Annotated in this window: 1 protein-coding gene (cut by a window edge); it reads right to left on the minus strand. The window is 63.2% G+C overall.

Annotated features, from left to right (window positions below; genetic code table 11):
- A protein-coding gene (locus tag QRN50_RS01475; protein WP_096126740.1) for a non-ribosomal peptide synthetase crosses the window boundary here: on the minus strand, window positions 1-15,061 show its 3' portion. It continues 2,720 nt past the right edge of the window; 15,061 of the gene's 17,781 nt are visible here — the last part of the coding sequence; the start codon falls outside the window, past its right edge; it ends in the stop codon at window positions 1-3.

The following is a 15,061-nucleotide window of genomic DNA, read 5'->3' on the forward strand; positions in this document are numbered from 1 at the left end:
TCATTGCGTTTCCCCCACACCCACTGCCAATCCGTCGTACCACCAGGCTGCCAGGCTGTAGACGTCCGGCGCTTTCAGGACGCTGAAGTGGTTGCCCGGCCCTTGCCAGAGTGAAAGCTGCGGCAGCAAGTGCTGCCATTGGCTTGCGCAAGCGGCATGCTCAAGTTGATTGTCCAGCGCATCCAGTTGCGGGTCATTCACCAGGACCAGACTTGCCCTGCCGCTGTAGCCTCCCGGCTCAGGTCGATAGACCGTGCGCAAGGCGCTGGCAAACGTGCGGACAATCCCTTGCAGGGCCTGTGCCGCCAGGCGTGGCGGCAATAACCCGACGCGCACCATGGCCTGCTGAAGCAGGTGCATTTGCGTGACCGTATCGCTGTCGGCAAACGCCAGCGGGTCGAGCTCCAGGCTTCGTCCGCTGGACAACTGCAACGCCTCGACCAGGCGTTCCAGCACGGCGGTGGCGGTATAAGGTTTGCCGTCCAGGCCCTCGCCGCCAGGCGCCTCGCTGTCGATCAGGGTCAACGAGACAACCTCGCGGCCACGGGCCTGCAGTTTGACCGCCATGGCGTGCGCCGCCCAGCCGCCGAAAGAATGCCCGACCAGATGCAGCGGGCCTTTCGGATACAGCGCTTCGATGGCCTGCACATGGCTCTGCGCTGCCGCTTCCACCCGGCTGTGCGGAACACTGCGACCGTCCAGGCCGCGCGGTTGCAGGCCGTGGATCGGCCATTCCGGCCCCAGCGCCTCGGCCAGGCCAATGAAACTGGTGACGCTGTCACCGGCTCCGGGTACGCAAAACACGGGGGCATGCCCGTCACGCCCACTCTGGATGGCCAGCAGCGACTGATGAGCCGGCGTTGGCGGTGGCGTGGCAGGCGCGCTGTGCAACGCCTGAACGATGCTCAGACCAAGCACGGCCACGTGCGGTGCCTGCATCATCGTCATATGGTCCCCCGGGACATCGACGCACTGCAGTTGATTTCTGGAGAGAATCTCACCCCAGCCCAGAGTCGAACTGCTTGCGATCGGCGCCATTGGACGCTGTTCGGCGCGGAACAGGTGAATCGGCAGACTGAGCGGTTCCAGCTGGTAATGCGCCAGGGCCTGACCATGCGCCACTTCCCGGTCCAGGTAATGGTGCAATTGCTGATCGCTCGCCAGCGCCAGTTCCTCGTACAACAGGCCTTCGTCACGGCACAGTTGCAACAGCGTCGCGAAGTCCGGCAGCGGCGCTTGTTCGCTGAATGAGTTCAGACGTGCCAACTTCGCAGCGCCCTCACCTGCCTGGGCCTGCCAGTGCGCAGTGCAATGCGAGAGCAGTTGCCGCTCAAGCAAGTCAGGTCCTTGCCAGCGCGCCTTGCCCTGATCGGTCAGGCGTGGCACATAGCTGTCGATCAGGCCGAGGAATGTCACGGCCTCGTCCATGCCCAGCAGTTGAGTAGCCACTTCGTAGGCCAGAACCCCGCCAAACGACCAGCCGGCCAGTCGATACGGGCCGCGCGGCTGGACCTGACGAATGCGTTCCACCATCCGCGCAGCCAGGCACTCCATGGTGCGTAATTGCTGCTGCCCAAGGCCAATGCCCGGCAAGCCGTAAATCGGAAAGTCGCCCTGCAGATGTTGCCCAAGCACCGGAAAATAAGCATCCAGCCCGGTGAAGTCGTGAAGCAGAAACAACGGTGATTCGCTGCCACCGGCGCGCACTGTGATCACCTCGCGAGCCGCATCCGGCGACCCTGGACGCTGATCGAGCAATCCGGCCAGCGCTGCAACGCTAGGGTGCTGGAACAGCTCGGCCAGCGTCAGCGACACGCCTGCCTTTTGCAGCAGGCTGACCAGACGGATGGCCGACAGCGAATGGCCGCCCAGTTCGAAGAAGCTGTCGTGCCTGCCGATTTTCCCGACTTCAAGAACCTCGGCCCACAAGTCCGCCAGGCGCTCTTCCAGAGCCGTTGAAGGCGCCTGGTAAGCGAGGTTTGCCAGTGCGGTCAGGTCTGGCGCAGGCAGCGCCTTGCGGTCGACCTTGCCGTTCTGGGTCAATGGCAGCGCATCAAGGCCTACAAACACCGCAGGCACCATGTACTCCGGGAGGTGCCCCAACAGATGCGCACGCAAGGCGGCACTGTCGAGCGACGCATCGCGACGGGTGAAGTAGCCCACCAGACGCAACGTGCCATCGTCCAGACGCTGGGTGGTCACGACCGCTTCGCCGACGCCCGGGCATTGCGCCAGGTGCTGTTCGATCTCGCCCGGCTCGATACGCACGCCACGGATCTTCACCTGATCATCGTTGCGGCCCAGGTATTCAAGCGTCCCGTCGGACAGCCAGCGCACCAGATCGCCGGAGCGATACATCCGTGCACCGGGCCTGTCGCTGAACGGTTCGTCGAGGAAGCGTTCTGCGGTCAGGTCCGCACGGTTGAGATAGCCACGAGCCACGCCAGCGCCGCCGATGTACAACTCGCCGGGCACCCCGAGTGGCACGGGCTGGCCACGCGAATCCAGTACGTACAGTCGGGCATGGGTAACCGGCTTGCCGATGTGCAACACCTTGCCTGGCTGCATCCGGCCAGAGCTGGCCACCACCGTGGTCTCTGTCGGGCCGTAGTTGTTGACCACGGCAAAACCGGGATCACGGTTGAAATGACGCAAGCGATCACCGCCAATCAACAGGGTCTGCAGCGTCGGGTGGTGTAATTCACGGCTGAAGGCATATTCGGCCACCGGGGTCGGCAGAAACGCCACCTGCAGCGGCTGGGCCAGCCACCAGTCGAGCAGCACATCGAGCTGTTCGTTGCCAATCTCCGCAGGCGGCAGGTGCAGCACCGCACCGGCACACAGCGCAGGCCAGACTTCCCAGGCCATGGCGTCGAAACCGAACCCGGCAACGCTGGCGGTATGACTGCCGGCACGCAGGTTGAAGGCTTCACAGTGCCAATCCACCAGATTGTTCAGCGTGCGGTGCTCGACCATTACGCCCTTGGGCAGCCCGGTGGACCCCGAGGTGTAAATCACATAAGCCAGATGCTGCGTGGTCATTTCCGGCACGGACGGGTTGTCGGTGCGCTGTGACCAGTCCGGGCGATCAAGCGCGATCACCGGCACCTGCAGTTCGGGCAGACGTGTCAGCAGGTCGAATTGAGCCAACACCACCATGGGTGTGCTGTTCTCCAGCAGGTAGCTGATGCGTTCATCCGGATGGCCCGGATCGACCGGTACGTAGCACGCCCCGGCTTTGAGCACTGCCAGCAGACCTGTCAGGGTCTCCAGACCGCGCCGCGCGACCACCGCCACACGGTCGTCAGGACGCACGCCCAGCCCGATCAGGTGATGGGCCAATGCGTTGGCACGGGCATTCAACTCGGCGTAGCTCAAGTGCTGGTCGCCCGCCTTAGCAGCCAGTGCGTTCGGCTGGTCAAGCGCCTGCTGTTCGATACGTAGATGAACCGGCAGCGGGCACTCCGCCGTAAGGCGATCGGCATTGAAGCCATCGAGCAGTTCGGTTCGCTCGGTGCCGGGCAGAATATTCAGTGCCTGAATCGGTTCCGAAGGTGCCTGTTCAAGGGCGTCGACCAGCCCCTCCACGGCGCAGGCAAGATACGCACAAACACGTCGGGCATCGATGCCTGTCGAGGTCAATGCAGTCAGGTCGAACGCCTCGCCCAGATCATCGACGCTGAGCGTCAACGGGTAGCTGCTGCGCTCGCCCGACTGCAACAGCTCGATACCCTGCCAGGCCTTGCCGGCAGCCTCGTTTGCCTCACCGGGCACCGCGCTATGGCGGTAGTTCAACAGCGCACTGAACAACGGTGCGCCTGCAGGCAATGCGCTGCAACGCTGCGCGATTGCCAGAGAAGCCTGTTCGTGGGCAAGCAATCCGGTCAGGCGGCGGTGGGTCTGGGACAGAGCATCGCGTGCACTCTGATCGGCCAGGTCGATGCGCAACGGCAAGGTGTTGATGAACACCCCGAGCGTGCGGTCGGCGCCCTCGCTGCCGTTCAAGCGCCCCAGCAGTACGGTGCCGAACACCACGCTGTCACGCCCGGACAATCGGCCCAGTACCTGAGCCCAGGCCAGGTGCATCAGGCTGGCAGGACTGACACCCAGCTGCCGCACCTGATGACGCAACCGCCTGCTCAGGTCCGCATCCAGACGCAGTCGGGCCTCGCCTGCAACCTCCGGCCCTGGCAACCAGGTCTGGGCATACGCCAGGGTCGGCTCATCCAGATCGCCCAATTGCTCGCGGAAGAACGTTTCATGCGCATCGTCACCCGCCCCCAGCAAGGTCTGCGCGATGTAGTTGCGGTAAGGCACTGGCGCAGGCAGTTGCGCTGCCTGATCGAGCAGCACCGCCTGCAATTCCTGGCTCAGCAGGTCCAGGGCAACGTGGTCCATGATCAAGTGATGGAACAGCAGGAGCGCGACGATACGCCCGTTGTCCGGGTCATCGGCGTGAATCAGCCTCAGCAGCGGTGCTCGTACAAGTTCCAGCGGCTCGGGATTATCCAGCGCCGCCAGCGGTACCTCGATCACCGGCAGATCGGCATGTCGCCAGACCACTTGCACCGGCGTTTCCAGGCCTTCCCAGCACAGTGAAGTCCGCAACACGTCGTTGCGGGCGATGACCTGTTGCAGCGCCTGGCTGAAGGCCTCCAGTCGCGAGCGGTCGGCAAAGGCGAAGCGTGCTTGCAAGCGATAGGGATCATCCTCGGCGGCGGACAGGTAGTGATAGAAAATACCCGCCTGCAAAGGCCCCAGCGGGTAGATGTCCTGAATATTGCTCGCACCGCCGGTCACGCTGGCGACAACGCGATCGATACCTGCCTGATCCAGTTTCACCAACGGCAACAGGTCCGGGGTGATTGACGTGCAATCGGCACCGATCAGGTTGGCCGGAATCTTCACCTGAGCGCCGCTGCCAACGGCGCGTGCCAGGGCGGCCAGGGTCGGCTGGGCAAACAACACGCGGATATCGGCATCCATGCCACGGCGACGCATGCGTGCGATCAGAGTAACGGCGAGCAGCGAATGGCCGCCGAGTTCGAAGAAGTGATCGTTGCGCCCTACTTGCTCGACTTGCAGCAAATCGCTCCAGATATCGGCCAGGGCCATTTCCAGCTCGCCTTGCGGCGGCTCGTATTCACGCCCTGGCATGGCGTCGCGATCCGGCACCGGCAAGGCACGTCGATCGACCTTGCCGTTGGCGGTCAATGGCCAGGCATCGAGGCGCACGAACGCACTCGGCACCATGTAGCCCGGCAGACGGTCCAGCAGGTCGGCACGTAGCCTGGCGATATCAAGGGCCGAGCGCGGGCCTTGCTCAATGAAGTACGCCACCAGACGTGACTGTCCAGGTTCGTCCTCGCGCGCCACCACCAGCGACTCCTCGATACCTGGCAACGAGGTCAGTTGCGCCTCGATTTCGCCCAGTTCGATGCGCATACCGCGGACTTTCACCTGATCGTCGTTACGTCCCAGGTAGTCCAGCGTGCCGTCGGCATTCCAGCGCGCCAGATCGCCGGTGCGGTACATGCGCGCCTGCGGGTTATCGCAAAACGGGTCACTGAGGAAGCGTTCGGCAGTGAGTTGCGGCTGATTCAGATAACCCCGCGCCACGCCTTCACCACCGATGTACAGCTCGCCGGCAACACCGGTCGGCACCAGTTGCTGCTGATCATCCAGCAGGTACACGCGGGTGTTGGCGATCGGCTTGCCGATGTCGAGGCTGCCATCAGGCAACAGACGACCGGAGGTCGCGACCACCGTGGTTTCGGTCGGGCCATAGTTGTTGATCACGGCAAAACCCGGCTCACGGTGGAACTGCCGCAGGCGATCGCCGCCGATCAGCAGCGTGTGCAGCGTCGGGTGGTAGAGCTCGCGGCTGAACGCATATTCGGCCACCGGTGTCGGCAAAAACGCCACCTGCAGCGGCTGCGCGAGCCACCAGTCGAGCAGCAGGTCGAGCTGTTCGTTGCTGATCTCCGCTGGCGGGATGTGCAGCGTTGCCCCTGCACAGAGCGCCGGCCAGATTTCCCAGGCCATCGCGTCAAAACCGAAGCCGGCCACAGTGGCCGTGTGGCTGCCGGCGTGCAAAGCGAACGCCTGGCAATGCCAGTGGACGAGATTGGCCAGCGTGCGGTGTTCGACCATCACGCCTTTCGGTTGTCCGGTCGAGCCGGAGGTGTAAATCACATACGCCAGATCGCCGGGCGTCTGGCCCGATACCAGCGGATTTGCCGGTTTTTCAGGCCATTGAGATCGATCAAGCGCGAGCAACGGCACCTTCAGTGCAGGCAGGCGCGCCATGAAAGCCTGTTCAGCGAGCACCACTACTGGCGCGCTGTCGGCCAGCAGATAGTTTATGCGCTCATCGGGGTGCGCCGGATCCACCGGCACATAGCAGGCACCGGACTTGAGCACGGCCAGCAGGCTCACCAGCGTGTCCAGCCCACGGCGCGCGACGACCGCGACGCGATCATCCGGGCGCACGCCCAGGCTGATCAGATGATGGGCAAGGCTGTTGGCCTGACGGTTCATCTGTGCGTAGCTCAGTGACTGCTCGCCGACCCTGGCGGCAAAGGCTTCGGGCATGCCTTCGGCGCGTGCTTCTATCAGGGCATGAATGGTCTGACCTTGCGGCAGACTCACCGCGCTGGCGTTGAGGCTTTCGAGCAGATACTCGCGCTCCTGCAGGCCCACCACCGGTATATCAGCGAGCACCACCTGCTGGTTATTCACCAGCGTGCGCAGCAACTGTTCGAAATAGCCGCAATAGCGCTGCACCGTTGTCTCGTCGAACAGCGCAGTGGCGTAGTCCAGCGTACCGAACAAGGCATCACCCTGTTCGCCGAGGTTAAGCGACAGATCGAACTTGGAGACCTGACTCTGCTGTTCGACCGTCGCCAGCGACAACCCGTCCATCTCCGGTAAGGTAGTTTCCCCGGCCAGCCAGTTGAGCGTTGTCTGGAACAGTGGGCCATGGGCCAGGCTGCGTGTCGGGCGGACGATTTCCACCACCTGCTCGAACGGCAGGTCCTGATGGTCCTGAGCCTCCAGTACGCGCGTCCTGACCTGTGCCAGCAGCGCCTCACCGGTGGGTGCCGATGCTGTGTCGATGCGTATGGCCAGCGTGTTGACGAACAGGCCGATCAGCCCTTCCAGCTCGGCGCGACCACGGCCCGCGATCGGGCTGCCGACCACCACCTCGGCCTGACCGGACAGACGCGCCAGCAGTGCGCCCCACGCAGTCAGCAAGGTCATGTACAGCGTAACGCCTTGCCGTTGAGCCAGCGCACGCAGGCCGGCAGTCAGTTGCCCATCCAGCCGTACGTTGAGGCTGGCACCGGTGAAATCCTGCTGCGCCGGACGCGGCCGGTCGGCAGGCAGGGTCAGCAGTGTCGGCGCGCCTTCCAGCACCTGCCGCCAATAGGCAGCCTGGTGTTGCAGACGTTCACCGCTCATCCAGCCCTGCTGCCAGACCGCATAGTCGGCGTACTGGATGCTCAACGCTGGCAGTGGATCGGTCTCGCCGCGACGCAGCGCCGGATACAACGCAAGCAGTTCGCGGGTCAGAACGCCCATCGACCAACCATCGGAGACGATGTGGTGCACGGTCAGCAACAACACGTGCCGCGCGTCTTCCACCTGCAGCAGGCAGCCACGGATCAGCGGCCCCCGCGTCAGATCGAACGCTGCGGTGGCCTCCGCTGCAACGCGTTCGGCCAGGGTTTGCGGGTTTTGACGCAGGTCTTCGATGTGCAGGAACGACATGGCTGTCGGAGCTGTGAACACGACTTCAGCCCCCTCCTCGCGGGCAATGAAGCGGCTGCGCAGGGTTTCGTGGCGCTCGACGATCCGCCCGAGCGCGGCTGTCAACGCTGCCACATCCAGCGGTCCTTGCAGACTGAGGGCCAGCGGGATGTTGTAAGCCTGATTGCCGCCCTCCATTTGTGCCAGAAACCACAAACGCTGCTGGGCAAACGACAGCGGTAGCGACTGATCACGTGGCGCAGGCAGGATCATTGACAGCTCACTGCGTCCGGCACCAGCCAGCGCACTGGCCACGGCTGCCAGTTCGCCCAGCGCGAAGAGTTCGCCCAATGGCAACTCCATGCCCATCTGCTGACGCACCTGCGACACCATGCGCATGGCCAGCAGGGAATGCCCGCCCAGATCGAAAAAGTGATCGTGACGACCGACCCGCTCGAGCTGCAGCACTTCAGCCCAGATCTGCGCCAGAGCGATTTCAATCTCGCCCTGCGGTGGCTCGTAGGCCAGTCCCAACAGCGACGAGTGATCCGGTTTGGGCAGCGCACGGCTGTCCAGCTTGCCGTTGGCCGTCAACGGCAAAGCGGTCAGCTCGACAAAGGCCCCAGGCACCATGTATTCCGGCAGGTTAGCCTGCAAGTGAGCACGCATTTGCTCCGGTGCAGGTGCCTCGGCGTCCAGGCGACTGGTGAAATAGGCAACCAGACGCACCTGCCCCGGCTCATCCTCGCGCGCCAGAACAACAGCCTCCCTGATACCAGGCAATTGGTGCAGGCAATTGACGATCTCGCCCAGCTCGATACGGAAGCCGCGGATTTTCACTTGGTCATCGTTGCGTCCCAGACATTCCAGCTGACCGTCCTCCAGCCAGCGGCCCAGATCGCCGGTGCGGTACAGCAGCGCGCCGGGCTGATCGCTGAACGGGTCGGCAATAAACTTCTCTGCCGTCAGGTCCGGGCGATTCAGATAACCGAGCGCCACACCATCGCCGCCAATGTAAAGCTCGCCAATCGCCCCCAACGGTGTCAGGCGCTGATGAGCGTCGAGTACGTAGACCGTCGTGTTACCGATAGGTCTGCCGATCGGAACCGACTCGGCGTGATCGGCCAGCGCTCGGACTTCGCAGGCTGTCGCGAAGGTGGTCGTTTCCGTGGGGCCGTACGCGTTCAACAGGTGCAGGCCCGGAGCCTGGGCAAGCAGCGTGCGGAAGCTCGCCGGATCGGCGCGCTCACCGCCGGAAAGCAACAGCCGAAGACCGCTGAGTGCCTCGGGGATCAGTTGCACGTACTGATTGAACAGTGCGCTGGTCAAGAACAGCACGCTGACATTGCCGTGACGCAGGGCCGCGCTGAAACGCATCGGATCGATCAGCGTGGTGTGCTCGATCACCAGCAACTGTCCACCGTTGAGCAAGGCACCCCAGACTTCCATGGTGCTGGCATCGAACGCCGGGTTGGAGGCAAAGGCGATGCTGTCCTGCTCGTTGAAGTCGGCATAACCGTTGTTCAACACCAGCCTGGCAATGCCGCGATGGGCCACGCGTACGCCTTTCGGGGCCCCCGTCGAGCCGGAGGTATACATGACGTAAGCCGCGGTGTCGGACGCCTGAGGCAGACCCGGATCATGCGCAGGCTGGTCGTCAAGGTTCAACTGGTCCAGATCGATGCGTTGCACCGTCGAGCCCAGCGAGGTAGCGCTCTGTGTCAGCACACATTTCGCCTGGCAATCATCGAGCATGTAATGCTGGCGTTCGGCAGGCGCATTGACGTCCAGTGGCACGTAGGTCGCTGCGCATTTGCCGATCGCCAACTGGCTGATCAGCAGTTCCAGTGAGCGCGGCAGCAGAATCGCCACATGCTCGTTGGGCCGCACGCCTTGCCCCAGCAGGTAGTGAGCCAAGTGGTTGGCGCGCTCGTTCAACTCACCATAAGTGAGTGAGCGACGGCCATGCACGGCCGCCACTGCATGCGGATGAAGCGCAGCGCGGCGTTCGAACAGACGGTGCACGGGCTGCCCGCGTGGGTAATCACGCCGGGTATCGTTGAACGAGACCAACAGACGCTCGCGTTCTGCTTCCGGCACCACTGACGATTCAATCAGGGCTGCTGCCGACTGCTGCTCCAGGGCCCGCACCAGATGGACAAGGGCTTGTTGCACGTAGGCGCAAATCCGTTGCGGATCAATACCCGGCGCAGCCTGGGCTGTCAGGCTGAAACTATCGCCGAAGTCATCGATACTCAAGGTCAGCGGGTAGTTACTGCGCTCCTCTGCGTGCACGACCTCAATCCCTTGCCATGCCGTGTTGTTCGCCTGGTCATCGACCTCAGGCACAGCGCTGTGGCGGTAATTGAGCAGCGTATTGAACAGTGGCGCGCCAGCCGGCAAGGCACTGCAGCGCTGGGTCAGAGCCAACTGAGCGTGCTCATGGGCGAGCATCCCGACCAGACGACCATGAAGGTCGAGCACCGCACCGCGCGCGCAATGCCGGCCCAGATCCATGCGCAATGGCAAGGTATTGATGAACACCCCCAAGGCGCGCTCGCCCCCTTCACCGCCGCGCAGGCGTCCAAGCAGCACGGTGCCGAATACCACGCTGTCACGCCCGGACAACTGGCCCAGTACCTTCGCCCAGGCCAGGTGCATCAAGGTGGCGGCACTGACACTCAATTGTCTTGCCTGATCGCGGATCTGCCGGCACAGGTCGCGGTCCAGCGTGAGTCGGGCATCGCCAGGAATCTGCTCGGCGGATGCCATGGCCAGGCCGTAAGGCAAGGTCGGCTCATCGATATCGCCCAACTGCTCGCGGAAGAACGCTTCATGGGCGTCCTCGCCAGGCCCTTGCACAACGTGGGCGATGTAGTTTCGGTAAGGCACGGGCGCTGCAAGCTGAGCTTCGTTGTCCAGCAGGATGGCCTGCAACTCATGACTCAATACATCAAGGGCGATGTGGTCCATGATCACATGGTGGTAGCGCAGCACCGCTGCGATCCTTTGATTGGCCGGATCATGGGCATAGACCAGCTGCAGCAGCGGCGCCTGCGTCAGGTCCATGCGCGGCGCATTGAACAGGTCTTGCAAGGCTGTCTCTTCAACCCGCAGCGGCGCCTGACGCCAGACCACTTGTACCGGTGCTTGCAAACCTTCCCAGAACAACCCGGTGCGCAGAATATCGTTGCGCTCGATCACCCGCTGCAAGGCATGGCAAAAAGCCTCGAGACGCGAGGCGTCGGCGAAGGCGAACTGCGGCTGCAACAGATAAGGATCGCGGTCCCCGGCGGTCAGGTGGTGATAAAGAATACCGGTCTGCAACGGGCCCAGCGGGTAGATATCCTGCACATTAGCGGCACCGCCCGGCACCCGCGCCACGATACGCTCAATGGCGGGCTGATCCAGCGCCACCAGGGGCAGCAGTTCAGAGGTAATGCGCTGGCAGTGCGCATCGATCAGGTTGGCCGGCACATTGATTTCAGTGTCGCCACCGACAGCCTCGGCCAGCGCCGCCAGCGTTGGCTGGACAAACAGAACGCGAATGTCCGCACGCATGTCCAGACGACGCATACGCGCAATCAGGGTCACGGCCAGCAACGAGTGGCCGCCCAGTTCAAAGAAATTATCCTGACGACCGACCTGCTCCACATGCAACAGCTCGGCCCACAAACTTGCAAGAGCGATTTCGATCGGTCCTTGCGGCGCTTCATAGGCCCGGCTGGCGATGCTGTCGCGGTCCGGTGCCGGCAGGCTTTTGCGGTCCAGTTTGCCGTTCGCCGTCACCGGCAGGCTGGCCAGCCGTACATAGGCGGCAGGCACCATGTATTCGGGCAGCAGGCCCGACAGCCAGGCACGCAACTGTTCGATATCCAGCCCGGCTTTATCTTCAGCCGAGGTGTAATAGCCAACCAGTCGTTTGTCTCCCGGCACATCCTCGCGTGCCACTACCACGGCGTCGAGAACATCTGGATGATCATTGAGGCGCGCTGCGATTTCACCCAGTTCGATACGGAAACCGCGAATCTTGACCTGTTCGTCATTACGGCCCATGTATTCCAGGCTGCCATCGGCCAGCCAGCGGCCCAGGTCACCGGTACGGTACATCCGCGCATTCGGGGCGTGGCTGAACGGGTTGTCGAGAAAGCGTTCAGCCGTCAGTGCTTCACGGTGCAGGTAGCCCCGCGCCACACCGGCACCGCCGACATACAGCTCGCCAACCACGCCCATCGGCACCGGCTCGCCGCGGGCATCGAGAACATACAGCTGCAAATCGGGAATGCGCCTGCCAATCGGGCTGGCGCCGAGGCGCTGGGCGTCTCCGGGCTGCAACGGGTAATAGGTCACATGCACCGTGGTTTCGGTGATGCCGTACATGTTCACCAGTTGTGTGCCGGCATTCACCTGGCGGGCATACCACGGTTTGAGTATCACGGTGTCCAGTGCTTCACCGCCGAAGATCACCTTGCGCAACGAATGCGCCTGGCCGTTCTCGCCCTGTGCAGCAATCAGCTGACGAAACGCACTCGGCGTCTGGTTGAGCACCGTCACCCCGGTGCTGCACAGTAGTGCGTAGAAGTCTTCGGGGGAGCGGCTGACCAGTTGCGGCACGATCACCAAATGCCCGCCGTGCAGCAATGCACCCCAGATTTCCCAGACCGAGAAATCGAAGGCGAACGAATGGAACAGCGCCCAGACATCCTGCTGGTTGAAACCGAACCATTCTTCGGTGGCCGAGAATAGCCGCGCAACGTTGCGATGTTCGATCATCACGCCTTTGGGCTTGCCGGTAGACCCGGAGGTGTAGATCACATAAGCCAGGTTGCCGGGCGTTACCGGCACCTGCGGATTACAGACGGATTCGTCCTGCAAGTCGTCGTCGAGACAGATAACCGGCACTTGCGAGACTGGCAAGGTGCCCTGCACTGACCGCTGACTCAACAACGCTACCGGTGCGCTGTCGTCGAGGGTATAAGCCAGACGTTCAACAGGATAAGCCGGGTCCAGCGGCACGTAGGCGGCACCGGCCTTGAGAATCCCCAGCAGGCCGGCGATCATCTGCAGGCCGCGATGGGTGCAGATGGCGACCCGGTCGTCCGCACCGATGCCCATGTCAATCAGGCGATGCGCGATCCTGTTGGCCTGGGCGTTGAGTGTCGCGTAGCTCCACGACTCCTCTTCATAGCTGACGGCAATCGCATCCGGCGTGCGCTGCGCTTGCGCTTCGAACTGGCTGTGCAGCGTCTGTTCTTGCGGATAAACCGCATCAGGTGCATTGAACCCGTCGGTCAACTGCCGACGCTCGGCCTCCGACAACAGCGGAATGTGGCTCACCACCGTCTGGCTGTCAGCCACCATGGCCCGCAGTATCGCCTCCAGATAATTCAGGTGGCGCTCGATGGTGCCGTGGTCAAACAGCGCTGTGGCATATTCCACGATGCAGCGGAAATGATCAGGACCATCGCTGACGCTCAACGCCAGGTCGAATTTTGCGAATGCGGCCTGTTCATCCAGCGGTTCGAGCTGCATATCGCCCAGTTGCAATTCCAGCCCCTGGCTGCCGTCCCAGGTCAGTGATGCCTGGAATAGCGGGCTGTGCGCGAGGCTGCGCGGCGGCCGCAGACGCTCCACGACCTGTTCGAAAGGCAGGTCCTGATGATCCTGCGCTTCCACCACGCGGGCCTTGATGCGCTCCAGCAGCGTCACCACATCCGGCTCGCCCGACGTATCGACACGCACGGCCAGGGTATTGACGAACAGCCCGATCAAGCCTTCGATTTCGGCACGACGGCGGTTGGCAACCGGCATGCCGACGACCACCTCCTCCTGTCCGGACAGCCGCGCCAGCAATACGGCCCATGCGCCCATGAACAGCATGAACGGTGTCACCGACTGCGCCTGACAGAAGGCTCTGAGGTCGGTGCTCAGACGCGGATCGAGATCCAGCGCGACGCTGGCCCCGGTGTAATCCTGATGCGCAGGACGTGGACGGTCGGTGGGCAGGGTCAGCAATACCGGCGCTCCCGTCAGCGTCTGCTGCCAGTAATCGGCCTGATGACTCAATCGCTCGTCGTCCAGCCAGTTGCGTTGCCATACGGCGTAATCGCCATATTGCAGCGCCAGTGCGGGCAGCGGGTCCTCTTGCCCTTGACTGAATGCCTGGTAGAGCGCGGTCAGTTCGCGGGTCAGCACGCCCAGCGACCAACCGTCGGCAACGATGTGATGCACGGTCAGCAACAAGACGTGACGGTCTTCAGCCAGACACAGCAAACGGCCTCGGATCGGCAGGTCGTGCTGCAAGTCGAAGGGCTGCGCGGCCTCTTCCCTGATCACGGCCTGCAGCGCTTGTGGGTCCTGATCACGTAAGTCCTGCCAGCAGATGCGCGGCACTTCAGTCACAGGCGCGGCCTCTACCCAGGCATTGTCGTCCTCCTGACTGAAGCGGCTGCGCAGGCTGTCGTGGCGGGCCACAATGCGCTCCAGCGCACGCGTCAAGGCACGGCTGTCCAGTGGACCGCTCAATTTCAGGCCCAGCGAGATGTTGTAGGCGCTGTTGGCGTCTTCCATTTGCGCCATGAACCAGATGCGCTGCTGAGCGGAAGACAAGGGTAGCGGGCCGTTGCGTGGCTGCACGTCGATGGCCGGCAACTGACTGCGTGCGGCAGCGCTCAGGCAGTGTGCGACCGCGATCAGCGAACTGTCGGCAAACAGGTCGCCAAGGGCCAGTTCCAGTGCCAGGCGCTGACGCACCTGAGAAACCATACGCATTGCCAGCAACGAATGACCGCCCAGCTCGAAGAAACGATCATGACGCCCTACGCGCTCGACCTGCAGCAATTCGCTCCAGATCAGGGCCAGTGCGCTCTCCAGATCGCCTTGCGGGGCCTGGTATTCGCCGGTCGACAACGCGGTGCGATCGGGTACCGGCAAGGCACGGCGGTCGACCTTGCCGTTGGCCGTCAGCGGCCAGCTTTCCAGGCGTACCAATGCGCCGGGCACCATATAACCCGGCAGACGGGCCAGCAGCGCGGTACGCAATTGCTCCACGGTGCTGGAAGCAGCGCCTGCGCGTTCAGTGAAGTAACCCACCAGCCGCGGTTGCCCCGGTTCGTCCTCGCGAGCAAGCACCAGTGCTTCCTCGATACCCGGCAACTGGCTGAACTGGTTTTCGATCTCACCCAGCTCGATACGCACCCCGCGAACTTTCACCTGATCGTCGTTACGACCCAGGTATTCCAGGGTGCCATCGGCATTCCAGCGCGCCAGATCGCCGGTGCGGTACATGCGCGCCTGTGGTTGCCCGGCG

This window comes from Pseudomonas sp. MEJ108 (assembly GCF_030208985.1).
GTDB lineage: Bacteria > Pseudomonadota > Gammaproteobacteria > Pseudomonadales > Pseudomonadaceae > Aquipseudomonas > Aquipseudomonas fragariae.